General features: G+C 69.5%; 22 protein-coding genes. 12 read left to right on the forward strand and 10 right to left on the reverse strand.

Annotated features, from left to right (window positions below):
• Positions 1-1,254: 1,254 nt before the first annotated feature.
• Both R9X44_RS33045 and R9X44_RS33050 read left to right on the forward strand, forming a co-directional pair.
• The gene (locus tag R9X44_RS33045; RefSeq protein WP_319818302.1) at positions 1,255-1,551 is read left to right on the forward strand and encodes a hypothetical protein; all 297 of its coding nucleotides are present in this window, start codon (positions 1,255-1,257) and stop codon (positions 1,549-1,551) included.
• A gap of 1,121 nt (positions 1,552-2,672) precedes the next feature.
• The gene (locus R9X44_RS33050) at positions 2,673-4,565 is read left to right on the forward strand and encodes a galactose oxidase-like domain-containing protein (RefSeq protein WP_319818303.1); all 1,893 of its coding nucleotides are present in this window, start codon (positions 2,673-2,675) and stop codon (positions 4,563-4,565) included.
• Here R9X44_RS33050 and R9X44_RS33055 read toward each other — a convergent pair.
• The gene (locus tag R9X44_RS33055; protein ID WP_319818304.1) at positions 4,552-5,583 is read right to left on the reverse strand and encodes a GH12 family glycosyl hydrolase domain-containing protein; all 1,032 of its coding nucleotides are present in this window, start codon (positions 5,581-5,583) and stop codon (positions 4,552-4,554) included. The genes R9X44_RS33050 and R9X44_RS33055 overlap by 14 nt on opposite strands.
• A 250-nt stretch (positions 5,584-5,833) precedes the next feature.
• Between R9X44_RS33055 and leuA the strand changes: the two genes are divergently transcribed.
• Entirely contained in the window at positions 5,834-7,531 is a 1,698-nt protein-coding gene (leuA, locus tag R9X44_RS33060; RefSeq protein ID WP_319818305.1) for a 2-isopropylmalate synthase, read from the forward strand.
• 188 nt (positions 7,532-7,719) lie between these two features.
• Here leuA and R9X44_RS33065 read toward each other — a convergent pair whose 3' ends face one another.
• Both R9X44_RS33065 and R9X44_RS33070 read right to left on the reverse strand, forming a co-directional pair.
• Positions 7,720-8,628 (reverse strand): decaprenyl-phosphate phosphoribosyltransferase, encoded by a 909-nt coding sequence (locus tag R9X44_RS33065; RefSeq protein WP_319818306.1) that lies wholly within the window; start codon positions 8,626-8,628, stop codon positions 7,720-7,722.
• Between the two features lie 23 nt (positions 8,629-8,651).
• Positions 8,652-10,670, reverse strand: a complete 2,019-nt coding sequence (locus tag R9X44_RS33070) for a hypothetical protein (RefSeq protein WP_319818307.1) — start codon at positions 10,668-10,670, stop codon at positions 8,652-8,654.
• 124 nt (positions 10,671-10,794) lie between these two features.
• On the opposite strand from R9X44_RS33070, the gene R9X44_RS33075 reads away from it, so the two are divergent.
• Positions 10,795-11,265 carry a GtrA family protein gene (locus R9X44_RS33075; protein ID WP_319818308.1) on the forward strand — a complete coding sequence of 157 codons (471 nt, stop codon included), beginning with the start codon at positions 10,795-10,797 and terminating at the stop codon, positions 11,263-11,265.
• A 26-nt stretch (positions 11,266-11,291) separates the two neighbouring features.
• Here R9X44_RS33075 and R9X44_RS33080 read toward each other — a convergent pair whose 3' ends face one another.
• Complete coding sequence (locus R9X44_RS33080; RefSeq protein ID WP_319818309.1) at positions 11,292-11,543, reverse strand: protealysin inhibitor emfourin; 252 nt, start codon at positions 11,541-11,543, stop codon at positions 11,292-11,294.
• On the reverse strand, positions 11,540-12,568 hold the full coding sequence (locus R9X44_RS33085; protein ID WP_319818310.1) for a M4 family metallopeptidase: 1,029 nt from the start codon (positions 12,566-12,568) through the stop codon (positions 11,540-11,542). Before R9X44_RS33085 ends, R9X44_RS33080 begins: the two co-directional genes overlap by 4 nt.
• A 146-nt stretch (positions 12,569-12,714) precedes the next feature.
• On the opposite strand from R9X44_RS33085, the gene recO reads away from it, so the two are divergent.
• The 3 genes from recO to R9X44_RS33100 all read left to right on the forward strand — a co-directional run bounded on the left by recO (position 12,715) and on the right by R9X44_RS33100 (position 15,235).
• Positions 12,715-13,491, forward strand: a complete 777-nt coding sequence (gene recO / locus R9X44_RS33090; RefSeq protein WP_319818400.1) for a DNA repair protein RecO — start codon at positions 12,715-12,717, stop codon at positions 13,489-13,491.
• On the forward strand, positions 13,451-14,233 hold the full coding sequence (locus R9X44_RS33095; RefSeq protein ID WP_319818311.1) for an isoprenyl transferase: 783 nt from the start codon (positions 13,451-13,453) through the stop codon (positions 14,231-14,233). The genes recO and R9X44_RS33095 overlap by 41 nt, the downstream gene beginning before the upstream one ends.
• A gap of 189 nt (positions 14,234-14,422) precedes the next feature.
• Complete coding sequence (locus tag R9X44_RS33100; RefSeq protein ID WP_319818312.1) at positions 14,423-15,235, forward strand: hypothetical protein; 813 nt, start codon at positions 14,423-14,425, stop codon at positions 15,233-15,235.
• 97 nt (positions 15,236-15,332) lie between these two features.
• On the opposite strand, the gene R9X44_RS33105 is transcribed toward R9X44_RS33100, so the two are convergent.
• Positions 15,333-15,758: an OsmC family protein gene (locus R9X44_RS33105; RefSeq protein WP_319818313.1), complete on the reverse strand. Its 426-nt coding sequence runs from the start codon at positions 15,756-15,758 to the stop codon at positions 15,333-15,335.
• 322 nt (positions 15,759-16,080) lie between these two features.
• Between R9X44_RS33105 and R9X44_RS33110 the strand changes: the two genes are divergently transcribed.
• Entirely contained in the window at positions 16,081-16,689 is a 609-nt protein-coding gene (locus R9X44_RS33110) for a hypothetical protein (RefSeq protein WP_319818314.1), read from the forward strand.
• 126 nt (positions 16,690-16,815) lie between these two features.
• Here R9X44_RS33110 and R9X44_RS33115 read toward each other — a convergent pair whose 3' ends face one another.
• Positions 16,816-17,448, reverse strand: coding sequence for an NAD(P)H-dependent oxidoreductase (locus R9X44_RS33115; protein ID WP_319818315.1), 633 nt, complete (start codon positions 17,446-17,448; stop codon positions 16,816-16,818).
• A gap of 86 nt (positions 17,449-17,534) precedes the next feature.
• On the opposite strand from R9X44_RS33115, the gene R9X44_RS33120 reads away from it, so the two are divergent.
• Positions 17,535-18,149 (forward strand): helix-turn-helix domain-containing protein, encoded by a 615-nt coding sequence (locus R9X44_RS33120; protein ID WP_319818316.1) that lies wholly within the window; start codon positions 17,535-17,537, stop codon positions 18,147-18,149.
• A 393-nt stretch (positions 18,150-18,542) separates the two neighbouring features.
• Here R9X44_RS33120 and R9X44_RS33125 read toward each other — a convergent pair whose 3' ends face one another.
• The 3 genes from R9X44_RS33125 to R9X44_RS33135 all read right to left on the reverse strand — a co-directional run bounded on the left by R9X44_RS33125 (position 18,543) and on the right by R9X44_RS33135 (position 21,625).
• On the reverse strand, positions 18,543-19,910 hold the full coding sequence (locus tag R9X44_RS33125; RefSeq protein ID WP_413775003.1) for a glycine--tRNA ligase: 1,368 nt from the start codon (positions 19,908-19,910) through the stop codon (positions 18,543-18,545).
• Positions 19,911-20,028: 118 nt separating this feature from the next.
• On the reverse strand, positions 20,029-21,279 hold the full coding sequence (locus R9X44_RS33130; protein ID WP_319818318.1) for a DUF1906 domain-containing protein: 1,251 nt from the start codon (positions 21,277-21,279) through the stop codon (positions 20,029-20,031).
• A 73-nt stretch (positions 21,280-21,352) separates the two neighbouring features.
• The gene (locus tag R9X44_RS33135) at positions 21,353-21,625 is read right to left on the reverse strand and encodes an antibiotic biosynthesis monooxygenase (RefSeq protein WP_319818319.1); all 273 of its coding nucleotides are present in this window, start codon (positions 21,623-21,625) and stop codon (positions 21,353-21,355) included.
• A gap of 26 nt (positions 21,626-21,651) precedes the next feature.
• Here R9X44_RS33135 and R9X44_RS33140 point away from each other — a divergent pair, with 26 nt between their 5' ends.
• Genes R9X44_RS33140 through R9X44_RS33150 form a run of 3 tightly spaced genes read left to right on the forward strand, consistent with a single transcriptional unit; the run spans position 21,652 to position 23,760 of the window.
• Positions 21,652-21,933, forward strand: a complete 282-nt coding sequence (locus R9X44_RS33140) for a DUF6703 family protein (protein ID WP_319818320.1) — start codon at positions 21,652-21,654, stop codon at positions 21,931-21,933.
• A gap of 31 nt (positions 21,934-21,964) precedes the next feature.
• A complete protein-coding gene (locus tag R9X44_RS33145; RefSeq protein WP_319818321.1) occupies positions 21,965-22,924 on the forward strand; it encodes a metal ABC transporter substrate-binding protein in 960 nt (319 codons plus the stop codon).
• A 38-nt stretch (positions 22,925-22,962) separates the two neighbouring features.
• On the forward strand, positions 22,963-23,760 hold the full coding sequence (locus R9X44_RS33150) for an ABC transporter ATP-binding protein (RefSeq protein WP_319818322.1): 798 nt from the start codon (positions 22,963-22,965) through the stop codon (positions 23,758-23,760).
• Positions 23,761-23,799: the final 39 nt, after the last annotated feature.

A 23,799-nucleotide genomic window follows, 5' to 3' on the forward strand; every position in this document is an offset into this window, starting at 1 on the left:
TCGTCGCCCAGCGCGCCAAGGACTCCGGCGACCTCCACCCCGACTTCGACCGCACCGAGCTCACCCTCCTCATCATGGCCAACGGCGGCATCACCGGCCCCCCCCCCCCCCCCCCCCCCCCCCCCCCCCCCCCCCCCCCCCCCCCCCCCCCCCCCCCCCCCCCCCCCCCCCCCCCCCCCCCCCCCCCCCCCCCCCCCCCCCCCCCCCCCCCACCCCGGCGCCGAATTTGCGTGTTCGTAGCGTGGATCGACTAACCTACAGTCTGGATCGCTGATTTGTTGATTAAAATTAGGACCCCGAAAATCGAGCCAGGATTGGTCACTGTACGCTGAGATCGATGGCGCTGAGGGTGACTGCGGTGTGGGTGAAGTCGTGTACGTTGCCGTCACGGGTTGCCGTCAAGCAGGACGAGCGGTTGTAGGAATCCTACAACCGCTCTGAGCTGGGAACCTGTGACTTTGCTGTCGGTAGGCAGCTGAGCTGCCAGCGGGTTAAGCATCATCGACGTCTTCGCCCCGCCAACAAAGGCTCGGAGGGCGCCGGGGTACGCAGACAGACACCTGGAGTCGCGTGACCTCCAGAGCATGCATTCGGAGCGGTTCGGCGTGATCTTGTTGCTGGCGCACCTACCGGGATCTCTGCAGGGCGGGCTGCCGGGCCGGAGGCAGGAGGCGGGCCCGTCCCGGGCGGGCGTAGCCCGCGGCGCGTCACCGTTGCCGTCAACAACCACAACCGACTGGACACTCTCCGAACAATCACCAGGCAGAAGCCATGTTCCACGACCCATAAACCGCTGAAATATCAGCGCAGCCGCACACCTACTACGTCCTCGCCGGTAAAACCCCGGTCCTCGTGCACAACAGCGGAGGTTGCGGAGAGTTCGGGCCGAAATGGAAGCCGCGACCTGCCTCGGAGATCTGTGGCTCAAGCGGGTGTGAGGCTGTTGCGCGCGATATTCAAGAGCAGATGGGCGGAGATATCTTCCGAATCCAGGCACCCCCTGGTGCATCCAATCTGGGGAGATGTCGTGGCGAATGGGCTCCATGGGGGCACCGCGAGGTGGTGGTCCGTGATGGCAGGGTCTACGATGGATTTACTGGGAGAACGGGTCTACCGATCGATGAGTAAGGCCCAGTGGACGGACCTGTTCCCCAGCTAATTCCCCTGAGGTAGTTCGTGAATTATCGAGAGCTGTTCGAGTCTGTTCGTCGCAGGCCGGCGCTACACGGCCTAGACGGGACGTACGGCTCATCCGTGGCCTTCGTCCTGGGTTGCGACGCCGGTACATCCGGTGTGCTGCTCGCAGGGTTTAGGGAGTGGCTGATCGTCAGGCTCGGCGATGGCAACAACCTTTCCTGGCCTGCTTTGGTCGAGCGAATTGTCGGATCTGCCGGATCGGGTGCTGACCCTGCGAATTCCTCGGACCTGTTCGAGCTACTTGATGAATTTCTTGTTCTTCGAGACGATCGTGCCGGCATGGTCAAAATCTTCGATAGCTACCTAACCTGGCTCAAGGGCCAGGAATGGTATCGGAGCGAAATATTGGAGTAATTTCGATAGGCGTGGGAGTGTCCGGTTGCGCGGTCTTCGTCACCGGTTGTGATGGCATTGTTGAATGCGGCGTTAACCTGTCGGGAGCGTTCGCGGAGGTCGTTCGTGGTGGCGCGGTATTGGGCGTCGGTGGTGAGCGGCTGTGCTGTTTTGGAGTGGCTCGTGGGTGTGGGTGGTGGGCGGTTCGTTGGTTGTTGAGGAGGGTTGGGATCTGTGGTGCGTTGGCCTTGGGGCTGTTTGCGCGTGGGTGACTTGGTGCTGGACCGCGGCGAGGGGTCCGGGGCTTCATGCCCCGCTGGCAGGCGCCCTCCGGGCTTCGACTATCATGTTGGGAATTGCAAATCTGGAGTTGATCTGGACCGGCCTGGGTCGGGGGTGGGGGAGTCGTGTCGGTTCTGGTTGTAGTGGCGCTGGTGGTGGGGGTTGTGGTGGGCTTTTTTGTTCTGGTTTGGGGGGAGTCTTGGGTGGTGGGGGCGGCTATGCGTATTGCGGAGGCGAAGGGGCTTGACCCGGTTCGGTATCGGGAGGATCGGGGGACGTGGTGGCTTGTTTCCCGTTGGGTGGGGCTTGTTGAGGTGGTCGTGCGGCATCCGGCGGGGCTGGGTGGGGTGAGGCTCAGGGATTTGAGGTGATCCGCTGACGGGCTGGGCTGGGCTGGGCTGGGCTGGGCTGGGCTGAGGCGGTGGCCGGTGGCCGGGGGCTGGGGCGGGGCGGGGGGGTTGTGGGGGTGTGCGGGTGGGGGGTGATGCGGTACAAAATTTGGAGGACCGGGGGGACTTTATTTGTTGGGCTCCGGTTTGTCCCCTGGTTGAGGAGTTGTCATGTGGGTTGAGCGGAGTGGGTCGGTTGCGGTGTTCGGGGTGTTGGTGGTGGGGGCGTCAACGGTGTTGGTGGGGGGTGGGGCTGCGGCGGTGGCGGCGCCTACGCCGAAGGTGCAGAACGCGGGGTTGGAGGCGAAGGGTGGGGGGTTGCCTAAGTGTTGGGCGGCTTACTCGGAGGGGAGTAACAGTGGGTCTGTGGCGTCGGTGGGGGGTGGGCAGAAGAGTGCGCGGGCGGTGACGGTTTCGGTCTCGAAGTACCGGAGCGGGGGCAGGGGGCTGCTTCAGGCGAAGGGGTGTGCGGTGAAGGTGAACCCCGGGAAGCGGTATGACCTGCAGTTGGCGTACAAGACGACGTCGGGGAAGACGGCGTTGACGGTGTGGCGGCAGAAGAAGAACGGGGCGTGGGTGAAGTGGCACACGTTCCCCTATCTGCCCGCGTCGAAGGGGTTTCGACTGTCGGTCGGGCGGACGCCCGCGGTGCCGGCGGGGACCAAGGCGATCCGGTTCGGGCAGGTGCTGTCGGACACGGGGACGTTGACGACGGACAACTACAAGATCGCGTTGGCCAAGGGGGCGGCCAAGTGCGTCGGGTCGGAGTGCAAGAAGGGGCACTGGATCGTCAACGACTTCGGGGACGGCGGCGTGCGGGCCATGCACACGGTGCTGCTGCACAACGGGAAGGTGCTGCTCATCGCGGGGTCGGGGAACGGGGGAGCGCGGTTCGCGCGGGGTGAGTTCGTCACGAAGGTGTACGACCCGAAGACGAACAAGTTCACGAACGTGCCGACGCCGTACGACATGTTCTGCGCGGGGCATGTGCAGCTGCCCGACGGCCGGGTGCTGGTGATGGGCGGGACCGACGAGTTCGCCGAGTACTCCGGGGGAGTGTCCAACGAGGGCGTCGGCTATGTGTACGAGTCGAAGGGGTGGAGCGGGTCGAAGAAGTCGTACATCTTCGACCCGGCGAAGAACCGGTACGAGCCGGTGAACAACATGGTCGACGGGCACTGGTATCCGTCGGCGACGCTGCTGGGCAACGGTGACGTCTACTCCGTCGGCGGCTACGACTACGAGCGGGGGCCGAACGAGGAGAGCGTCGTCTCGCCCTACTCCGAGCGGTTCTCGTGGAAGACGCGGCGGTGGCTGTCGGACGCGCAGGTGCCCGAGACCGGGATCAACTGGGCGACGTATCCGTCGCTCGTGCTCGCGGCCAACGGGAAGCTGTTCTACAACGGCAGCAGTGTCTTCGGGCACCCGATGTACTACGCCAACGGCAAGCTCGTCGGGCCCGGATACCTCGACCCGGCTACCGGGGCGTTCCAGGAGCTCGGCGGCACGGCCGCGGGGCTGCGCTACCCGGCCTCGCGCGACCAGTCGGCCGCGCTGCTGCTCCCGCCCGCCCAGGACCAGCGCGTCATGGTGATCGGAGGCAAGAACTTCTCTGACGGCTCCGCGTACGCCATCAGATCCACCGACGTCATCGACCTGCGTAAGGGGACGGCGTCACGCTATGCCGGAGGCCCGAACCTGCCTTACGGGCAGGTCGAGCTCGGCGGCCAGCTCGTCCCGCAGAAGGGCGCAGCGGGCAAGGTGTACGTGTCGGCCGTGATCCTCGCCGACGGCAAGGTGATGGAGACGGGCGGTTCGCAGTACAACCGGGCCGAGCACGTGCACGAGGCGTCGATCCTCGACCCGGCCAAGCCCGCGGGGAAGATGAAGTGGACGCCGGTCGCGGCCGATCCCGTCGCGCGGACGTACCACAGCAGCGCCGTCCTGCTCCCCGACGGACGGGTCCTGGCCGTCGGCAGCAACCCCGACATCCCGGTCGCCTCGGACAACGGCGACAGCTTCTTCGACACCCGTATCTCGATCTATTACCCGCCCTACCTGTACACCAAGGGCGAAGCTCCCAAGGTGACCAAGGCCCCGCAGAAGTGGTCGTACGGGGGCGCTCCGGTCATCACGACGAGCGCGGCGATCACGTCGGCGTCGCTGGTCCGTCCGATCGCGGTCACGCACTCCTCCGACCCGAACCAGCGCGCTGTGAAGCTGCCGCTGAAGGCGCTCGGCGGCAACCGCTACCGCCTGACGGTCACCGGCAGCCGCAACATCGCCCCGCCCGGCTGGTACATGCTGTTCGTGAAGACCAAGTCGGGCAAACCGTCGCCCGCGCGCTGGGTCAGGATCGGCTGACGCCCCCGCGCCGCCACCACCACACGCCCGCCGCGGCCCCCGCGACCAGCGGCAACCCCACGAGCAACGGCCAAGGCGGCGCGGACGACCCCTCCTTAGGCCCCAGCGCCGACTGCTCGGGCGCGGCCACCTCCGAGGACGACGATGCCGTCGGCGACCCGCCCGGCGGCGGCGAAGGCGTCTCGTCCGGCAGCGGCACCCCCGTGATGTCGGGCCCGCTCGACGCGCTCGGCGCGGGCCCCCCGACGCGCAGCGCGAACGCGTCGGTACGGAGCCCGACCCCGCCGCGCGTGATCTCGAACCCGGCCTGCACCTTGCACAGGTAGGCGTCAGCGCGCTGATAACCCCGGTCGACCGCGTCCTTGGCGAACGGCTTCAGGTCGAAGTCGACTATCTCGGTGGTGTGCTCCCGCATGCTGTAGATCAGCCCGGTCTGTCCGGTGGGCCCGGTGAACTTGTACAGGTCGTAGACGCGCCCGCCGAGCCGGACGCCGTCGGCGACCTTCCAGTCCGGCGACGGGTCGATCCCCGGGCTCGTCAGCCAGATCATGATCTCCAGCGCCCCGCCGTTGGCCACGATGTGCGGGTTGGTCGACGTGCACGCGCCGGGGTCCGGGTGGTACCAGACGTCGTAGGAGGCGTTGTAGTCGCCCTCGGCCATCGCGATCTTCCACGTCGTGCGGACCTGCTTGGGGCTGTCCACCCGCAAGGGGAGGCGCTTGTCCGCGAGCGCCGTGCCGATGTTCGGGTACGCCCCGGGCGGCGCGCCGTTGCGCAGGTTCCCCCAGTCCAGCGAGCTCGCGCTGACGGTGAACGCGGCTTTCCCCGAGAAGGTGACACATATCTCACCGTGGCTGTTCCACCGGTTGGCCTGCACCGCGTAGCCGCCCTCGACGAACCCGGGCTCACCGGTGTTGCACCGCTCCTCCGCGTGCGCGACGGCCCCCCACGGGAGCAGCCCCGCGACCACCGCGACCGCGGCCGCCCCGCCCAGTGTCGCCCGCCGTGTCCCCCGCAAAAGAGCCCTTTCCCCCACGTAGCCGAGGTCTCATCGAAGCACAACGCGGCGGTCGCGCAGGCGGGTTCCACGCGAAGATCACCGAGTTCCCGGTTTCGTTAACCGCGCCGAAATCTGCTACGTTCGCAGATGTGCTGTTCGGCCTGCTCCTCCTTAGCGGCCGCGACGAGGCCTGAAAGACGGGCTTCCTCGTCGCGGAGCTGAGTGTTGCCCGTCATTGTGAGTACACAAGACGAGGAGCCGGACCCCCATGAACGACCAGAAGCCCAGCGGCATGCCGTTTCAGCGCTACGCCCCCTTCGCCCCGGTCAAGCTGACCGACCGTACCTGGCCCGACAAGGTCATCGAACAGGCCCCGCGCTGGTGCGCGGTCGACCTGCGGGACGGCAACCAGGCGCTGATCGACCCGATGGACTCCGCCCGCAAGCTGAAGATGTTCGAGCTGCTGGTGCGGATGGGCTACAAGGAGATCGAGGTCGGCTTCCCCGCCGCCTCCCAGACTGACTTCGACTTCGTCCGCAAGATCATCGATGACGGCCTGATCCCCGACGACGTCGTCATCCAGGTGCTGACCCAGGCGCGTCCCGAGCTGATCCAGCGGACCTTCGAGTCGCTGGAGGGGGCCAAGCAGGCGATCGTCCACCTGTACAACTCGACGTCCACGCTGCAGCGCCGCGTCGTCTTCGGCCAGGACAAGGACGGCATCACCGCGATCGCCGTCGAGGGCGCGAAGCTGTGCAAGAAGCTGGCCGCCGAGACCGACACCAAGATCTTCTTCGAGTACTCGCCCGAGTCCTTCACCGGCACCGAGCTGGAGTACGCGGTCGAGGTCTGCAACGCCGTCAACGACGTGTGGCGGCCGACGCCGGAGTGGAAGGTCATCGTCAACCTGCCGGCGACGGTGGAGATGGCGACGCCGAACGTCTACGCCGACCAGATCGAGTGGATGAACCGGCACCTGGCCTACCGCGACTCGGTCGTGCTGTCCCTGCACCCGCACAACGACCGCGGCACCGCCGTCGCCGCCGCCGAGCTGGGCTACATGGCGGGGGCCGACCGCATCGAGGGCTGCCTGTTCGGCAACGGCGAGCGCACCGGCAACGTCTGCCTGGTGACGCTGGGCCTGAACCTGTTCACCCAGGGCGTCGACCCGCAGATCGACTTCTCCGACATCGACGAGATCCGCCGCACCGTCGAGTACTGCAACCAGCTGCCCGTACACGAGCGCCACCCCTACGGCGGCGACCTGGTGTACACGGCCTTCTCCGGCTCCCACCAGGACGCCATCAAGAAGGGCTTCGAGCACCTGGAGCGCGACGCGGCCGCCGCCGGCGTGCCCGTCGACGAGTTCACCTGGCAGGTCCCGTACCTGCCGATCGACCCCAAGGACGTCGGCCGCACCTACGAGGCGGTCATCCGGGTCAATAGCCAGTCCGGCAAGGGCGGCGTCGCCTACATCATGAAGACCGAGCACTCGCTGGAGCTGCCGCGCAAGCTGCAGATCGAGTTCTCGCGCGTGGTGCAGGCCCGCACCGACGACGAGGGCGGCGAGGTCACCGCCGAGGCGATGTGGCGGATCTTCGAGAAGGAGTACCTGTCGGGCGGCCCGCGCGTCGGCCTGCTGGCGCACCGTACGTCCTCGCGGGTCGATGAGAAGGACCTGCTGAACTGCGACGTCCGGGTGGACGGCGAGATCCGCGAGATCGAGGGCATCGGCAACGGCCCGATCAGCGCCTTCGTCGACGCCCTGGCCCCGATCGGCATCGACGTCCGCGTCCTGGACTACGCCGAGCACGCGCTGAGCGAGGGCGGCGACGCCAAGGCCGCCGCCTACGTCGAGTGCCAGGTCGGCGACCAGGTCCTGTGGGGCGTGGGGGTGGACGCCAACATCGTCACCGCCTCCCTGAAGGCCGTCCTGTCCGCGGTCAACCGCGCGGCGGCCGCCTAACTCCCGCACAGTTCTCAAGGGCCCCATCCCCGCCCGCCAAGACCCGGCCGCGCCCCGGCGAGACCCGCCCCCGCGCGCCGCACGGAACGGCCCCCGCGCAGTGACGACCTCACTCCCGGGGGCCTTCCCATACCCGAACGAACCCGCCCACAGGACCCCGCTTACAGGACCCCGCTTACAGGGCCCGGCTACAGGAAGACTGAGGCGCCGTAGATGGTGGTCCAGATGGCGGCGAGGATGAGGATGACGCGGTCGCCGAGGAGGACGTCTTCGGGGGCGCCGCCTTCGCCCTTGTCGACGATGAGGGCGTAGCGGAGGACGGCGAGGGTCATGGGGACGATGGAGAGCATGCGGAGCTGGGCGACGGCGGAGCCGTCGGGCTCGAGGGCCCACAGGCAGTAGGAGAGCATCATGAGGGCTGCCGCGCCCTGCCAGACGAAGCGCAGGTAGCTTTCGCTGTACTCGCCGAGGAGTTTGCGGGTCTCCTTGGCGTCGTCGCCGAGTTTGGCCAGTTCCGAGGCGCGCTTGGCCCCCACGACGAACAGCGAGCCGAACCCGACGGTGACGAGGAACCACTGGGACGGCGCGATCTCGGTGGCGGTGCCGCCCGCGAGCCCCCGCATCAGGAAGCCTGAGGCGACGACCGCGATGTCGAGGACCGCGACGTGCTTGAGGTGCAGGCAGTAAAGGATCTGCACGACCGCGTAGACCGCGAGCAGCAGGCCGGTCTGCGCGTTCAGCAGCAGCGCCCCGCCGACGATCGAGCTGACCGACAGCCCGATCCCGACGGCGAACGCGACGGGCACCGGCACGATCCCCGACGCGACGGGCCGGTTGCGCTTGACGGGGTGGGCCCGGTCGGCCTCGGCGTCCAGCGCGTCGTTGAGGAGGTAGATGCCGGAGGCCGCGCAGCAGAACAGCACGAACACAAGGGCGGTCCTGCCGAGGACCGCCGCTTCGAAGATCCGGCCGCCCGCGACGGGCGCGGCGAGGACGAGCACGTTCTTGGCCCACTGTTTGGGCCGGGCGGTGCGCAGCAGTCCCTTGTACAGGTCGAGCCGCGTCGCGGTCCTTGCGGTGTCGAGGGTGACACTCACTGAGGGGGGTCCTTTCCAGCAGCTTAGCGCCGGGTGTCGGGGTCGGCCTCCAGCCGGAACAGCTTGCCGTCCGGCGGCGGGTTGTATCGGGGGGCGACGCCGCCGAGGTCGGTGACGAAGGTGAACGACGGGTCGCCGGCGAGGTCGTCGCGGACGGCGTCCCAGACTTCTGAGCGGTCGATGAGCACGTGGTCGGCGTGGACGGCCCGCAGCTGCCTGACGAGTGACGCGACGTCGGCGGGGGGTTCGACGACGACGATGTCGCGCTGCGCCCGGGTGCCGCGCAGGGGTTGGACGAGGGACTGGAGGTTGCCGCGCGCGAGGGCGATGACGGTCCCGTCGGGCAGCTGGTCGAGCGCGGCGAACTCGGTCCACGGCCAGACGTGGCGGGCGCGGTCGGGGTCGACGGTGAGGGCGAGGGCGCGGTCGAGGGGCAGGCCGCCGGTGCGGTCGAACATGGCCTTGTCGGCGGGGTCGCCGGTGGTGATGGGGACGTGCCGGTGGCCGGTCCACACCGCGAGGGCGACGCTCGCGGCGAGCACGAACCGCAGCCCGGTCCCGAGGTGGCGTGCGAGGGCGCGGCCTTCGGCGAGCCGTGCGGTGAAGTAGACGCCGAAGATGAGCAGGCAGCCGTAACCGAGCAGCACATACCGGCCCCACCAGGGGGCGAGGCTCGCGCCGTAGGTGACGCCGATGCCGAGGAGCAGCAGGAGGCCGATGCCGGGCCGCCGCCAGGAGTTCTTCAGCCAGGCGAGGATGCCCAGGAGGGAGACGGGCAGCACGAACGTCAGCCACGCGACGCCGAGGCCGCCGAGCCGCACGTCGTAGACGGGCGTGGTCACCAGGTCGGTGAACGGCTGCGACCACGACGCCCACAGCTGCTCGGGCAGCGTCATGTCGCGCAGTTCGAGCGGCACGTTGGTGTTGAGCACGACGTCCTCGACGTCGCCGACGCCCTCGAAGCCCAGCATGGTGACCGGGTAGAAGGGGTTGTCGTAGTGGAGCCAGGTGCGCAGGTACCAGTACCCGCCGATGACGGCGATCGGCGCGACGAGCAGGGGAGCGGCCCGGAAGTACGGCCAGACGCCGAGCCTGTGCCGTCCGCTCACATACGCGACCGCGACGAACGCCGCGCAGCCCGCGACGCCCATGACCGCGAGGTTGCTGCTCTTGGTCGCGGTCGCCGCGCCGAGCGCGAACCCGAGCACGAGCATGGCCCGGCTGACGGTCTGGGCGGGCCGCCCGGACAGCTCGGCCGCCCCCGGCATCCCGGCCAGGACGGCGAGGGCGGCGAGCCCGAACGCGGCGCTCTGGACGTCGACGTAGAACGTGTTGGCCTGGGCGAACACCGCGGGCGTCAGCAGGAAGGCGAGGCCGACGAGCAGCGCGTGCGCCCTGCGCATGCCGAGGCGGCGGGCGAGCGCGACGAGCGCGGCGCAGGCGAGGAGGTAGCCGGGCAGCAGGAACAGGACGCCGTAGTCGGGGAAGCCGAGGAACGCCATCGGCCATCCGGCGAGGGACTCGACGCCCATCGGGTAGGCGTCGGCCCAGATGACCTCGGTGGCCCTGCCGACCTCCCCGGCCTGCACCCACGCCGACGGCGCGACGAGGTGGTACATGAGGCCGTCCCAGTCGCTGGCCGGGAGCCGGACGCCGAACCAGCCGCGCAGGCCGTACACGAACGCGGTGAGCAGGACGAGGCCGAACACGACGGCGTGCGGGGACCAGCCGCGGAAGGCGCGGCGCAGCCAGACGACGGAGCGCCGGGCGAACATGCGCGGGTGCCGTCGCGCCTCGCGCAGTCCGGCGAGGACGCCGACGCCGGCGAAGACCGCGGCGCCCAGGACGAGGGGGACCGGTTCGTACAGCCGGAGGAGCGCGCCGACGACCACGGTGAGCAGCATCACGCCGCCGAGTGCGAAGACCCAGAACGCGAGCGCGGCGTCCGAGACCCGGGTCGGCCTGGTCCACACCGTGAGTCCCCAGGCGCCGAGCAGCACGAGGAACGTCGCGGTGAGCAGGAGCGCCGCAGGCGGCAGCACCGGTGGTCTCCTTCCCGTCGAGCGCACGGGGAGCATCGCTCAACTGGGACGGAAGAGTAGCCCAAAGGTTACCGGGTTAGTACGTATTGCCGAGAAATATGTGGCTTTGCCCTAGGATCGGTGGGTGCACCGATACCGGAATTTGTTCGGCGAACTCGCGAGGTTCGGCAGCGTCGGAGTGATCTGCGTAGCCGTCAACTACGTTCTGTTCAACCTGTTCCACTTCGGCTATGGGATGGGCGCGCTCACCGCGAACTCCCTGGCCATGCTGGCCTCCACCACGCTGGGATTCCTCGCCAGCCGCTATTGGACGTTCCGTGGCATGCGCACCACCGGCATAGCACGCGAATACACCCTCTTCTTCGTGATGAATGGGGTGGGGTACGTCATCACCCAGGCCGTGCTCGCGCTGGCGGACGCGATGTCACTACAGGGGAAACTCTGGTCAAATATCGCCTTGACGGTGGGTATCGGACTGGCGACGGTGTTCCGTTACTGGGGTTACAAGCGCTGGGTCTTCACCGGCGCGGAAGCGGGGTCCGAGGGGGAGCCCGGACCCCGGCCCGCCGTGAAGCCCACACTCATCCAGCGCTGACCGGCCGGAGAACGTCACACCGGAGCTCAGTCCTCGAGCACGTGGTGGACGAGCTCGCGCAGCGCCCCCGTCAGCTCCGACTCCCCGACGGTGACGCGGCGGCCGTCGATGTCGATCTGGTAGGAGAACTGGTCCCTTGCCCGCGCCGCGCCGCCGCGCGCGGCGGCCGGGCCGACCCGCTCGACGAGGGCGCGCAGCACCGGGTCGGCCGAGGTGTCGGAGCTGCCCCGCCGCTCGATCCCGGCGAACCCGCCGGTGCGTACGACAGTCACCCTCATCGCCGGACGCCCACCGCCGTCCAGGCGTGCACGACTGCCTCGTGCTCGGGGGAGGCCGCCCCGTACCGCGCCGACGCGCTCGCCGCGGTCGCCGCCGCGAAGCCGGTGAAGTCGGTGTCGGGGTAGAGCGTCCCGCCGGTGAGGGCGTCGAACCAGATCTGTCCCGCGCGCTCCCACGCGTGCCCGCCGAGCTGCACGGCCACCAGGTAGAACGCCCGGTTCGGGATGCCTGAGTTGATGTGCACGCCGCCGTTGTCGTGGTGGGTGCGGACGTAGGCGTCCATGTGGCCGGGCTGCGGGTCGCGGCCGAGCTCGGGGTCGTCGTAGGCGGTGCCGGGCGCCTTCAGCGAGCGCAGCGCCTCGCCCCGGACCGACGGGCCGAACAGCCCGGCCCCGATCAGCCAGTCCGCCTCGTCGGCGGTCTGCCCGAGATGGTGCTGTTTGACCAGGGAGCCGAACACGTCGGACACCGACTCGTTGAGCGCGCCAGGCTGCCCGTAGTAGGCGAGGTCCGCGGTGTACTGGGTGACGCCGTGGGCGAGTTCGTGCGCGGTCACGTCGAGCGGGCCGGTGAACGACAGGAACAGCCTGCCGTCGCCGTCGCCGTAGACCATCTGCGCGCCGTCCCAGAAGGCGTTGTCGTAGTCGACGCCGTAGTGGACGGTCGAGACCATCTCCATCCCGGCGTTGTCGATGGAGTCGCGGTCGTAGACGTCCTCGAAGAAGCGGAACGTCGCGCCGAGCCAGTCGTAGGCGCGGTCGGCGACGGGATCGCCGGTCGGGTCCTGCCCCTCGGACCTGACGGTCTTGCCGGGCAGCTCCTCGAGGTTCATCGCGTCCTTGATGAGCCGTTTGGGCTCGTCCCTGCGTCCGTTGCCCTGCGCGGCCGGCCCCGCGAGCCGTCTCGAGGTGCGGGTCGCCGCGTCGAGCCTGAGGGTGCGCAGCGCGAGCGCGCGCAGCTCGGGATCGGTGGAGCTCTCCAGGACCTTCTCCAGCATGTGCGGGGGCACGATCGTGCATCTCATGCGGTCCACCGTGTCACGGAGCCGGGCCGTGGCCCAGGGAAATCGCCGGGGCGCGACCGGATCCGGTCGCCTTCCGTGTTCGGATGATCACCGGGACGTCGCGGGCGCGCCCGATTCACGGTGGACCATGCGGGACAATGGGCGATGTGACCATCTACCGCGATGAGGGCATTGTGCTGCGCACCCAGAAACTGGGGGAGGCCGACCGGATCGTCACAGTCCTCACCCGCAGGACCGGCCGGATCAGGGCGGTCGCCAAGGGGGTGCGCAAGACCCGGTCGAAGTTCGGCGCGCGGCTCGAGCCGTTCACCCATGTCGACCTCCAGCTGTACGAGCGGCGCTCGCTCGACCTGATCTCCCAGGCCGAGACGATCAGGCCCTATGGCGAGCGGCTCGTCGCGGACTACCCCCGCTACACCGCGGGCGTGGCGATGCTGGAGGCCGCCGAGAAGCTCACCGCCGAGGAGCGCGAGCCGTCGCTGCGGCAGTTCCTGCTGCTCGTCGGCGGCCTGCGCACGCTCGGCGACCAGACCCATGACGCCCGGCTCGTCCTCGACGCCTTCCTGCTGCGGTCCCTGTCGGTCGCCGGATGGGCCCCCGCGCTGGATGAGTGCGCGCGCTGCGGCGGCCGGGCGGGCATCCGCGGCTTCTCCATCCCGGCGGGAGGCGCGCTGTGCCTCGTCTGCCGGGTGCCCGGATCGGCGACGCCCACCCCGGAGACCTTCGGACTCATGATCGCGCTGCTGCGCGGCGCGTGGGAAGCCGCCGACGCCAGCGATGATCGCCACCGGGTAGAGTGCAGCGGCCTTGTGGCCGCCTACCTGCAGTGGCATCTGGAACACGGCATCAGATCGCTGCGCCATGTCGAGAGGAGCAAGTCAGTTGAGGTTCCGCGCACCGGACCCGCACCCGAGCGGAGCTAAGCCGCCGGAACTGCCCAAGGAGCTGATCCCCAGGCATGTGGCGATCGTCATGGACGGGAACGGCCGCTGGGCCAAGGAGCGCGGCCTCGCCCGCACCGAGGGCCACAAGCAGGGCGAGTACTCCCTGTTCGACGTGGTCGAGGGCGCGATCGAGCTCGGCGTCCCGTATCTGTCGGCCTATGCCTTCTCCACCGAGAACTGGCGGCGCTCGCCCGAGGAGGTCCGCTTCCTCATGGGCTTCAACCGCGACGTGCTGCGCCGCCGCCGCGACCAGCTGAACGAGATGGGCGTCCGGGTGGTGTGGGCGGGCCGCAAGCCCAAGCTGTGGCGTTCGGTGATCAGCGAGCTGGAGACGGCCGAGGAGATCACCGTCGACAACGACGTGCTCACCCTCCAGTTCTGCGTCAACTACGGCGGCCGCGCCGAGCTCGCCGACGCGATGGCCGCGATGGGCCGCGACGTCAAGGCCGGGAAGCTCAACCCGGACAAGATCACCGAGAAGACCGTCGCGAAGTACCTGTACCAGCCGTCGGTCCCGGACGTCGACCTGTTCCTGCGCCCGTCGGGGGAGCAGCGCACGTCCAACTTCCTTGCCTGGCAGTCCGCGTACGCCGAGATGGTCTTCATGGACACCCTCTGGCCGGACTTCGACCGCCGTCACTTCTGGTACGCCTGCGAGGTCTACGCCAGCCGGGACCGCCGTTACGGGGGCGCGGAACCTAACCCTGTAATTACTACCTGAATGGTGTAGTATTTTCCTCAGTGGGGGGCACCGTTCTCACGGCGCGCGACCGGTGCCCCCTCCGTCTTGTCCGGGCCCCCTCTTGTGCGGCCCGTCTTGACCGGCCTGTCTTGTGCGGCTTGGGACGTGAGTTCCACTCTGGGAAAACAAGGTCGGAAGTGTCGGACGTTGCCGATAAGGTGCCCCGTCATGAGCTTCCCCCCTTCTGGTCCCCCCGGCCCCGGGGCTCCGAACCAGCCGCAGCCCCCCTACGGGGGCCAGAACCAGCCCTATCAGCCGTACGGGCAGCCCGCGCAGCAGCCGCAGCCCTACGGCGACCCCTACGCCCAGCCGGGCCAGCAGCCCGCCTGGCAGGGCGCTCCGGCGGGCCAGGCGCCCTTCCAGGGCGGTCCCGGCACGCCGCCGCCGTTCCCTGGCGCGCAGCCGGGCAACCCGTTCGCCGCGCCGCCCGGCTCGACCCCGCCGCCGTCGCGCGGGGGCAAGGTGCTCAGGAAGATCGTGGGCTCGGTGGGCGGCCTCGTGGTGATCGGCGTCGTCGCGGCGGTGAACTTCCTGCCCGACTTCCTCGACTCCGCCGAGCGCGACGACGTCAACAACGAGATCGTCCAGGAGGGCACGCTGCGGCCCTGGGACCTCAAGGTCGGCGACTGCTTCAACGACGACCAGAACGCGCCGCCGCCCGCCGACGGCACCGCCACGAGCCAGACCGTCAACCAGATCAAGGCGCTGCCGTGCGCGAACCCGCACAACGCCCAGGTGATCACGTCGATCTCGATGTCCGGCGCGTTCCCCGGCGACCAGGCGATCGTCGACCGGTGTGAGCAGAAGGCGCTCAAGTGGATGGACGGGCACCCGAGCGCGGTCAAGAAGCTGGAGAAGCAGGACCCGAACTTCGGCGTCCTCGCCTACTTCCCGCTGACGCTCGACTGGAGCACCGACGGCAACCGGGTCACGTGCAGCATCCGGACTTCCACCCCGATCTCCTTCAAGCTGCCCACCTGACCGTCGAAAAGGTAAAGAGTCAAGAAACAGAGTAAGCCGCCTCCGGAAGATCCGGAGGCGGCCTTTTCTTTACCTTTCGCCGGGTGGCGCCGATGGATCAGACGAGTTCGGCGTCAAGGGTGATCTTCGTGCCGGAAAGCGCCCTGCTGACGGGGCAGTCGGCCTTCGCCGCCTCGGCCGCGGTCGCGAACTGCTCGGGGCTGAGGCCGGGCACCGAGGCCCGGACGCTCAGGTGGATTCCGGTGATCCCCTCGCCCGGCTGGAAGGTGACGTCGGCGCGGGTGTCGACGGTCTGCGGAGGGCTCCCGGCCTGGGCCAGGCCATGGGACAGGGCCATGGAGAAGCAGGTCGAGTGGGCCGCGGCGATCAGCTCCTCGGGGCTGGTGCGCCCGTCGGGCGCTTCGGCGCGCGACGGCCAGTTGACGGGGAACTCGCCGACGCCTGAGGAGTCGAGGGACACGGTGCCCTGCCCGCCGATGAGCGGGCCTTCCCAGTGGGCGTTCGCGGTGCGGATCGTAGCCATGATCGGAATGCTAGCGCCAATCTCGTTATCCCTTGGAGATATGGGGTTTCGCGCCCTCCCGCATACTCTAGCGAACCCGGCATTTGACGCACGCTTGACGGATATGGTTAACTCACCGTTATCAAGACAAGAACGGGCAAACCAGACCCGGGTCTTGGTCAGACAAAGCGGCTTTCAGCCCGCAGCAAGCGTACGTCGAGCGCCTGAGGCGCGGACGACGCGACAGCCCGGACTCCCGATGCGGAGCCGACGGCCCCGGAGATCCCGATCAGATCCCGCCGCGCCCCGGGCTGAGCCCTGTCACCCGATCAAAGGAACGATCTTGTCGAAGCGCGCCCTTACCCTGTCCCTGACCGGCGTCCTGGCCCTCGCGGCCGTCACCACCGGCGTCGTCGCCAACGCAGACGAGTCCGCCGCCCCGACGAAGGCCGCGGCGGTCGCGACGAAGAGCGCCTCCCCCACTCAGTCCGACTCCAAGAAGGCCGACTCCAAGAAGGCCGACGAGGCCAAGAAGGAGAAGCAGGAGAAGGCCGCCAAGGCCCTGTGGGCCGGCACCACCACCGCCTCCTACTTCTGGGACGACGGCTCCGGCATCAACGGCGACACCGGCGCTCCCGCGTCCGGCAAGCCGATGCAGAAGGGCCTGTTCGCCTCCCCGTCCTGGCCGCTCATGACCAAGGTCAAGGTCACCTACAACGACCGCTCCGTCGTCGGGTTCGTCGGCGACCGCGGCCCGGGCGAGCCGTCGCACCGCGGCATCATGCTCGACCTCGACACCTACACCTTCCGGTACCTGTACGACGGCGGCAAGCCGTCCAGCAAGTACAACGCGGGCGTCAGCGCCGGCCACCTGAAGGGCGTCAAGGTCGAGGTCCTCGAGTGGGGCAAGGGCGCCGGCACCAAGGGCGCCTGGAAGCCCTTCGGCTCCTGATCTGAAGACTCGCCCTGGAACGTTCCGATCTACCCTCCGGCGTTCCAGCGGCTCGGACCCTCCGACGCGAAAGCCCCGGCCTGCCCAGGCCGGGGCTTTCGCGCGTCAACATTCAGTTCCCGGCATTCAGTTCCCGGCGAGGGCGCGGCCCGCCTCGCGGGCGGCGTCGAGGGCGAGCGCGTGCCGCTCGGCGGCGAGGCCCCGCAGCGGCTCCATCTCGGGGTTGGTGGCGGCGAGGGTGAGCTCGCGCTTGATGACGGTCAGGTCGGCCTGCCAGAGGTCGCCGAGGATGCGCTCGAGGTAGGGGGTCGAGTGGTCCCAGCCGTCGCGCGGGGTGCCGGGCCCGTAGCCGCCGCCCAGTGTGGTGGCAAGCACGGTCGGGGTGCCCTTGAGCAGTGCCGCGCCGGGGCCCGCGGCGGCGATGACCAGGTCGGTCCAGATCTTGAACTGCTGGGCGACGCCGAAGTTGTAGAAGGGGACGGCGAGGACCACGGCGTCGGCCGCCTCGAGTTCGGCGGCCAGCTCGGCGGCGAGGGCGAGCGCGGCGCTCTGCTCGGGGGTCCGGTCGGCCTCACCGGCGAAGCCGCCGAGGGTGGCGAGCGCCCAGGCGTCGGCGGGCAGCGGGTCGGTGCCCAGGTGGCGGCGGACGATCGTGCCGCCGGGGTGGGCGGCCGCCCACTCGGCCTCGACCCGGTCGGCGATCTCGCTGCTCGCGGAGTTCGCGGGGAAGATGCTGGCGTCCAGGCGGAACAGGTTCATTGGCTTTCCTTCGCTCGGGCTAAGCGGACGTTACCCCGCTTAGCGTTAAACGGACTCTACCCCGGTTGTATGGGTAGATTGGACCCGTGGCCCAGGACGTCCCCTTCGGAAAGCCGCGCGCCGAGCGCGCGGACGCCGCGCGCAACCGCGAACACCTGCTCCGGACCGCGCGCGAGATGATCGCCGAGCACGGGACCGAGAAGGTGACCATGGACGCCCTCGCCGAGCGCTCCGGGCTCGGCAAGGGCACGGTCTTCCGGCGCTTCGGCACCCGCGCGGGGATCTTCACCGCCCTGCTCGACGAGGACGAGCGCCGCTTCCAGCAGCGCGTTCTGTCAGGCCCGCCCCCGCTGGGCCCGGGCGCGCCGCCGCGCGACCGGATCATCGCCTACGGCCGCGCCCGCATGAGCTACCTCTACGAACACCACGTGATCGCTCGCGCCACCCTGCACGGCGCCCGCCCCGTCCCCATGGGCGGCGCGTCGATCACCCACCCCCACCTGCGCATGCTCCTGGCCCGCACCGACCTCCCGGCCGCCATCCTCGACGCCCTGGTCCTCCAGCTCACCGCAGCCCTGGAGGGCCCGACCTTCCTCTACGTTTCCGCCGGCGAAAACGCCGACTCCCCAACCCCCGCCGAAATCGAAGCCCTGTCCACCGCCTGGCACCTCCTCATAGATTCCCTCCTCCCACCCCCCTGACCCCAAGGAACACAAACCCAACCGAGCAGCCCCAAAAGCCGGGCGGACGCCAACCGGGCAGTCCCGAAGGCCGGGCGGACGCCAACCGGGCGGTCCCGAGGGCCGGGCGGACGTCAGCCGGGCAGTCCCGAGGGCCGGGCGCAAAGCAAACTGGGCAGTCCCGAAGGGCCGGGCAGACGCCAACCGGGCAGCCCCGAAGGGCCGGGCGGACTCCAACCGGGCGGTCCCGAGGGCCGGGCGCAAAGCAAGCCGGGCAGTCCCGAAGGGACTGCCCGGCTGCGGTTGCGGGGTAGGGCGGAAGACTCAAGGGGACCCAGAGGGGGGCGGGCGCAAAGCTAACCGGGCAGTCCCGAAGGGACTGCCCGGTTAGGTTTTTGGGGTTTGGGGTTTTGGTCAGCAGCCGATTAGTTGGGCGGCGAGGAAGGGCTCGACGCGGTCGAGGGCGATGCGCTCCTGCTTCATGCTGTCGCGTTCGCGGACGGTGACCGCGTGGTCTTCGAGGGTGTCGAAGTCGACGGTGATGCAGAAGGGGGTGCCGATCTCGTCCTGGCGGCGGTAGCGGCGGCCGATCGCGCCCGCGTCGTCGAACTCGACGTTCCAGTGCTTGCGCAGGCTCGCGGCGAGGTCACGGGCCTTGGGGGACAGGTCGGCGTTGCGCGACAGCGGCAGCACCGCGACCTTGACCGGCGCGAGGCGCGGGTCGAGCCGCAGCGACGTGCGGGTCTCCATCTTGCCCTTGGCGTTGGGGGCCTCGTCCTCGGTGTAGGCGTCCATGAGGAACGTCAGCATCGCCCGGTCGACGCCCGCCGCGGGCTCGATCACGAACGGCGTGTAACGCTCACCGGTGGCCTGGTCGAAGAAGTTCAGCTCCTTGCCCGACGCCTTGGAGTGCGCGTTCAGGTCGAAGTCCGTGCGGTTGGCGATGCCCTCGAGCTCGCCCCACTCCGAGCCCTGGAAGCCGAACCGGTACTCGATGTCCACGGTCCGCTTGGAGTAGTGGCTCAGCTTCTCCTTGGCGTGCTCGTAGAACCGCAGGTTCTCCTCGCGGATGCCGAGGTCCCGGTACCAGGCCATCCGGGTGTCGATCCAGTACTGGTGCCACTCCTCGTCGGTGCCCGGCTGGACGAAGAACTCCATCTCCATCTGCTCGAACTCACGGGTGCGGAAGATGAAGTTGCCCGGCGTGATCTCGTTGCGGAACGACTTGCCGATCTGGCCGATGCCGAACGGGACCTTGCGGCGGGCCGCCTGCTCCACGTTCTTGTAGTTGATGAAGATGCCCTGCGCGGTCTCCGGGCGCAGGTAGGCGAGGCCGGAGGCGTCCTCGACCGGGCCGAGGTAGGTCTTGAGCAGGCCGCTGAACTGCTTGGGCTGGGTGAACGCGCCCTTGGTGCCGCAGTTCACACAGGTGAGGTCGGCGAGGCCGTTCGCGGGCGGGCGGCCGTGCTTCTCCTCGTACGCCTCCTCAAGGTGGTCGGCGCGGTACCGCTTGTGGCAGTTCTGGCACTCGGTCAGCGGGTCGGTGAAGGTCTCGACGTGGCCGCTGGCCTCCCACACCTCACGGTTGAGGATCACACAGGAGTCGAGGCCGACGACGTCGTCGCGGCCCTGCACCATCGACTTCCACCACTGGCGCTTGACGTTGTTCTTCAGCTCCACGCCCAGCGGGCCGTAGTCCCAGGAGGCGCGCAGTCCGCCGTAGATCTCGCTCGAAGGGAAGACGATGCCTCTCTTCTGGGAGAGCGAGACGATCTTTTCCATCACATCGGAACGGCGGGCCATGAGTATGTCTCCAGCAAGGAACCCCGGTAATTGACGGTTTTGAGTCTAGGGCACCGGGGTAGGACGCAAGGTCGATTAACCCTGCGGGTTGTGACGCTCAGTAGACCAGCCCGTCGACCATGTTGCTGTCCACGTGCAGCTTGATCCCGCCGTGCTTCTCGGCGTGCCCGCCCCGGTACTGCTTGATCCGCCGGTGCGGGTGCCACAGGTCGTCGGGCAGGTACGACAGGCCGTGCACGCGCTTGCGGCCGTCCCAGCGGGCGAACCAGATCGCGTCGGGCCTGGTGAAGTCCTCCCCGCCGACGCGCTCGGCCTCGGCGACGTCCTTGATCCCGGAAGACACGCTGCTGTAGACGCCCGACTTGTAGCCGAGCTCGTGCAGCCGTTCGGTCCAGGCGTGCAGGAAGGTCAGGACCGCCTTGCGGCAGCCCTTGTCGTTGCGGTTGTACGCCTCGATGTCGAAGTACAGCGGCTGGCCCTTCGGGATGCCGAGCGCGCGCGCCTTGGCGACGGCGTCGTCGGCGTTGAGCACGCCCTTGTCGGCGGCGTCGTCCTTGCCGAAGCGCGCGCGGAACTTCGAGCAGGGCGCCTGCGGGCCCACGTAGGTGGGGATCAGCCGGTAGCCCATGGCCCTGACGTTCTTCACCCACGCCTTGGTGAGCCTTGGCTGGGCGCAGCCGCGCGCGGCCCCGCCGATGTAGATGTTGGCGATCGAGTACGCCTCGCGCCAGGCGCGCATCGTGCGCTGCGCGGGCGCGGTGCAGGTGTCGAAGCCCGGCCCCTCGTGCCAGGCGCGCGGCGTGCGCTCGATCTCCTCTTCCGTCTCCTCCTCGGGTTCGGGCGGCGAGCCCGGCCCCGACGTCGCGGTGCGCAGGGTGCGTTCCAGGAGCTCGCGGTCCGCGCCGTACACCCCGGTGACGCGGACGCCCGAGCGCGGCAGGTCGAGCGTCATCTGGTGGTCGGCGCTCTCGGCGACCTTGAGCGCGCTGAGCGCCACCCGCGCCGACCGCCGTCGCGGATCGGGCTTGACGCGTTCGGCGGCGGGCAGCGCGGTGACGTGGATCGCCTCGGTCCTGCCGACGACCCGGGCCGGGCAGTCCGGCTCCTTGCTCGGCGTGCCGAGGTAGACGGCGTGCTCGTCGAACCTGACGCAGCGGCGCTGGTCGCCGTCGAGCCGGTAGACGGGCCAGCCCTTCGGCACGGTGATCCGCAGGCCCCCGTACTCGACGGTGCGGGCGGGGGCGTCCGGGAGCGCTGTCGCGTCCGGGCCGGGGGTCATCGCGGTGACCCCGAGCACCCCGGAGACCGCGGTGACCCCTCCGACGGCAAGGATGACGGCTCTGCGCATGTGCTTTCCCCCCAAGCGGATCTCGCTCTTGATCACCGGGCGGGAGCCGGGGCAAACCCGGCGTGGCCAGCCCTTACCCGGTCTTGATCACTTCGTAGGCGCCGGGCTCGTCCACCGCCAGCGCGGACAGGGGGATGAAGGCCATGCGGACCGCGCCGAGCGCGCGGCGGTAGTAGCCCGCGCCCTCCCACCTGGTGACCAGCGCCCACAGCTCGGGGTCGTCGACGCAGCGGCCGAGGTCGCCGCCGACGTAGCCGGGGCATGCCGCGAGGGCGTCGAGGACGGGGGCCATGCGCGCGGTGAAGTCGGCGTCGTCGGGGACGCGGTACCTGGTGATCGCGATCATCCCGACATCCTGGCACCCTGGGCGGTATGGGCCTGCGAGATCTTGTGGAACGGCACAGCGCGACGACAGTCGTGTTCCTGCACCGGCTGCCGCCGTGGGCGCTGCCGCTCGTGGTGGCGGTGCTGATGCTCGTCGGGCTGTTCGTGCACAGCTGGGTGGGGGCGCTGGCGATGACGGCGCTCGCGCTGTTCCTCGCCTGGTTCGCCTATCTTTCGTGGCCGGGCCTGCCGTGGCCGGGGCGGGTCCTGCGGGTCGCGGCGGTGCTCCTGCTGCTCGCCTTCGCACTGGGCGATATCACCCGGTTTTGACAATCGTTTTCATTTTCCGCATGATGGGGGCATGAAGCGCCCCCTTCTGACATCAGTGGTTCTGTCCGGAATGCTCCTTGCCACCGCGGCCTGCGGCGGTTCCGACGCGGGCGCCGGCGGCGGAGACAAGACCGAGGTCACCGCCTCCTTCTATCCCATGGCATGGCTCGCCGAACGCGTCGGCGGCGCGCACGTGACGGTCACCACCCTCACCTCGCCCGGCGTCGAGCCGCACGACCTCGAGCTGTCGCCCCGCCAGATCGGCGCGCTGAGCGAGACCGATCTCACGCTGTACGTCGGCGACCTCCAGCCCGCCGTCGACGACGCCGTCGCCCAGCACGCCGCCGACCGCGCGCTCGACGCGGCGACCCTCGTCGACCTGCTCCCGTCCGACGGCCACGCCCACGAGGACGAGCATGAGGACGAGCACGCCGACGAGCCCGAGGGTGCGGAAGAACACGGCCACGAGGGCGAGCACGACCCGCACTTCTGGACCGACCCGAGCCGGATGGCGACCGTCGCCACCGCGCTCGGCGAGCGCCTGGCCAAGGCCGACCCCGCCAACGCCGCCGACTACAAGGCGGCCGCGAAGACGACCGCCGACGAGCTGACCGCCCTGGACGGCGAGTTCAAGGACGGCCTGGCCACCTGCGAGAATCGGACGATCGTCACCGGCCACACCGCGTTCTCCTACCTCGCCGACCGCTATGACCTGAAGCAGGTGGGCGTGTCCGGTCTCGACCCCGAGGCCGAGCCCTCGCCGCGCCGGCTCGCCGAACTGGTCGAGCTGGTCAAGTCGAACGGGGTCACCACGGTGTTCACCGAGACCCTGGCCAGCCCGAAGGTCGCGCAGACCCTCGCCGACTCCGCGGGCGTGAAGACCGCGGTGCTCGACCCCGTCGAGGGCGTCGCGCAGGGCTCGTCCGACGACTACATGTCGCTCCAGCGCGCGAACCTCGCCACCCTCAGGACGGCGCTGTCGTGCTCCTGAGCAGGCCGAAGGCCCACGAGACGACGAGGAGGGCGACCATGACCCCGCAGGACGGGCCGACCCCGGTCTTCCGGCTCAACGGCGGACGGGTCCGCCTCGACGGCCGCGAGATCCTGCACGGGATCGACCTGGAGATCATGCCGGGCGAGGTCGTCGCCCTCATGGGACCCAACGGCTCAGGCAAGTCCACGCTCGTGCGCGCGCTTCTGGGACTCGTACCGCTGAGCGGAGGCGACCGCGAGGTCTTCGGCGCAAGGCGCTTTCGCGACTGGGGCAGGATCGGCTATGTGCCGCAGCGGCTCAGCGTCGGCGGCGGCGTGCCGGTGACCGTCCGGGAGATCGTCTCCTCCGGGCGGATCGCACGCCGCTCGCGCTGGCGGCCGACGTCGGCGGCCGACCGCAAGGCCGTGCACGACGCGATGGAGGCCGTCGGCGTCGCCCATCTCGCCAAGCGCAGCGCGGCCGGCCTTTCCGGCGGCCAGCAGCAACGCGTCCTCATCGCCCGCGCGCTGGCCGGCGAGCCCGACGTGATCATCATGGACGAGCCGCTCGCCGGGGTCGACGCCGCCAGCCAGGAGGCCCTTGCCAAGACGCTGACCGGGCTCGCCGCCGACGGCGTCACCGTGCTCCTCGTCCTGCACGAGCTCGGCCCGCTCGCCGGGCTGATCACCCGCAGCGTCGTGCTGGAGCACGGCGCGGTCGTGCACGTCGGGGCCGCGCCCGAGCCGTCCGGCGACTGCGCCGAGCCGGGCCACGACCACGTCCACCCGCACGAGGGCCCCGCCGAGGCGGCTCCGTCGCTGTGGCACGCGGGATTCCCCGCCAAGAAGGACTGACCGAGCCGAGAAGGATAGACAGGTGCTCGCCTACGACTT

The sequence above is a fragment of the Actinocorallia sp. A-T 12471 genome (assembly GCF_033875155.1).
Taxonomy (GTDB): Bacteria; Actinomycetota; Actinomycetes; order Streptosporangiales; family Streptosporangiaceae; genus Actinocorallia.

What these genes read in the sequence shown, in the direction of transcription:
- leuA (WP_319818305.1), top strand. Translation starts at nt 5,834, where the DNA reads ATGAACGACCAGAAGCCCAGCGGCATGCCGTTTCAGCGCTACGCCCCC.
- R9X44_RS33100 (WP_319818312.1), top strand. Translation starts at nt 14,423, where the DNA reads ATGAGCTTCCCCCCTTCTGGTCCCCCCGGCCCCGGGGCTCCGAACCAG.
- R9X44_RS33085 (WP_319818310.1), bottom strand. Translation starts at nt 12,568, where the DNA reads ATGAGATGCACGATCGTGCCCCCGCACATGCTGGAGAAGGTCCTGGAG.
- R9X44_RS33115 (WP_319818315.1), bottom strand. Translation starts at nt 17,448, where the DNA reads ATGAACCTGTTCCGCCTGGACGCCAGCATCTTCCCCGCGAACTCCGCG.
- R9X44_RS33150 (WP_319818322.1), top strand. Translation starts at nt 22,963, where the DNA reads ATGACCCCGCAGGACGGGCCGACCCCGGTCTTCCGGCTCAACGGCGGA.
- R9X44_RS33140 (WP_319818320.1), top strand. Translation starts at nt 21,652, where the DNA reads ATGGGCCTGCGAGATCTTGTGGAACGGCACAGCGCGACGACAGTCGTG.
- R9X44_RS33125 (WP_413775003.1), bottom strand. Translation starts at nt 19,910, where the DNA reads ATGGAAAAGATCGTCTCGCTCTCCCAGAAGAGAGGCATCGTCTTCCCT.
- R9X44_RS33130 (WP_319818318.1), bottom strand. Translation starts at nt 21,279, where the DNA reads ATGCGCAGAGCCGTCATCCTTGCCGTCGGAGGGGTCACCGCGGTCTCC.
- R9X44_RS33080 (WP_319818309.1), bottom strand. Translation starts at nt 11,543, where the DNA reads ATGAGGGTGACTGTCGTACGCACCGGCGGGTTCGCCGGGATCGAGCGG.
- R9X44_RS33135 (WP_319818319.1), bottom strand. Translation starts at nt 21,625, where the DNA reads ATGATCGCGATCACCAGGTACCGCGTCCCCGACGACGCCGACTTCACC.
- R9X44_RS33105 (WP_319818313.1), bottom strand. Translation starts at nt 15,758, where the DNA reads ATGGCTACGATCCGCACCGCGAACGCCCACTGGGAAGGCCCGCTCATC.
- R9X44_RS33145 (WP_319818321.1), top strand. Translation starts at nt 21,965, where the DNA reads ATGAAGCGCCCCCTTCTGACATCAGTGGTTCTGTCCGGAATGCTCCTT.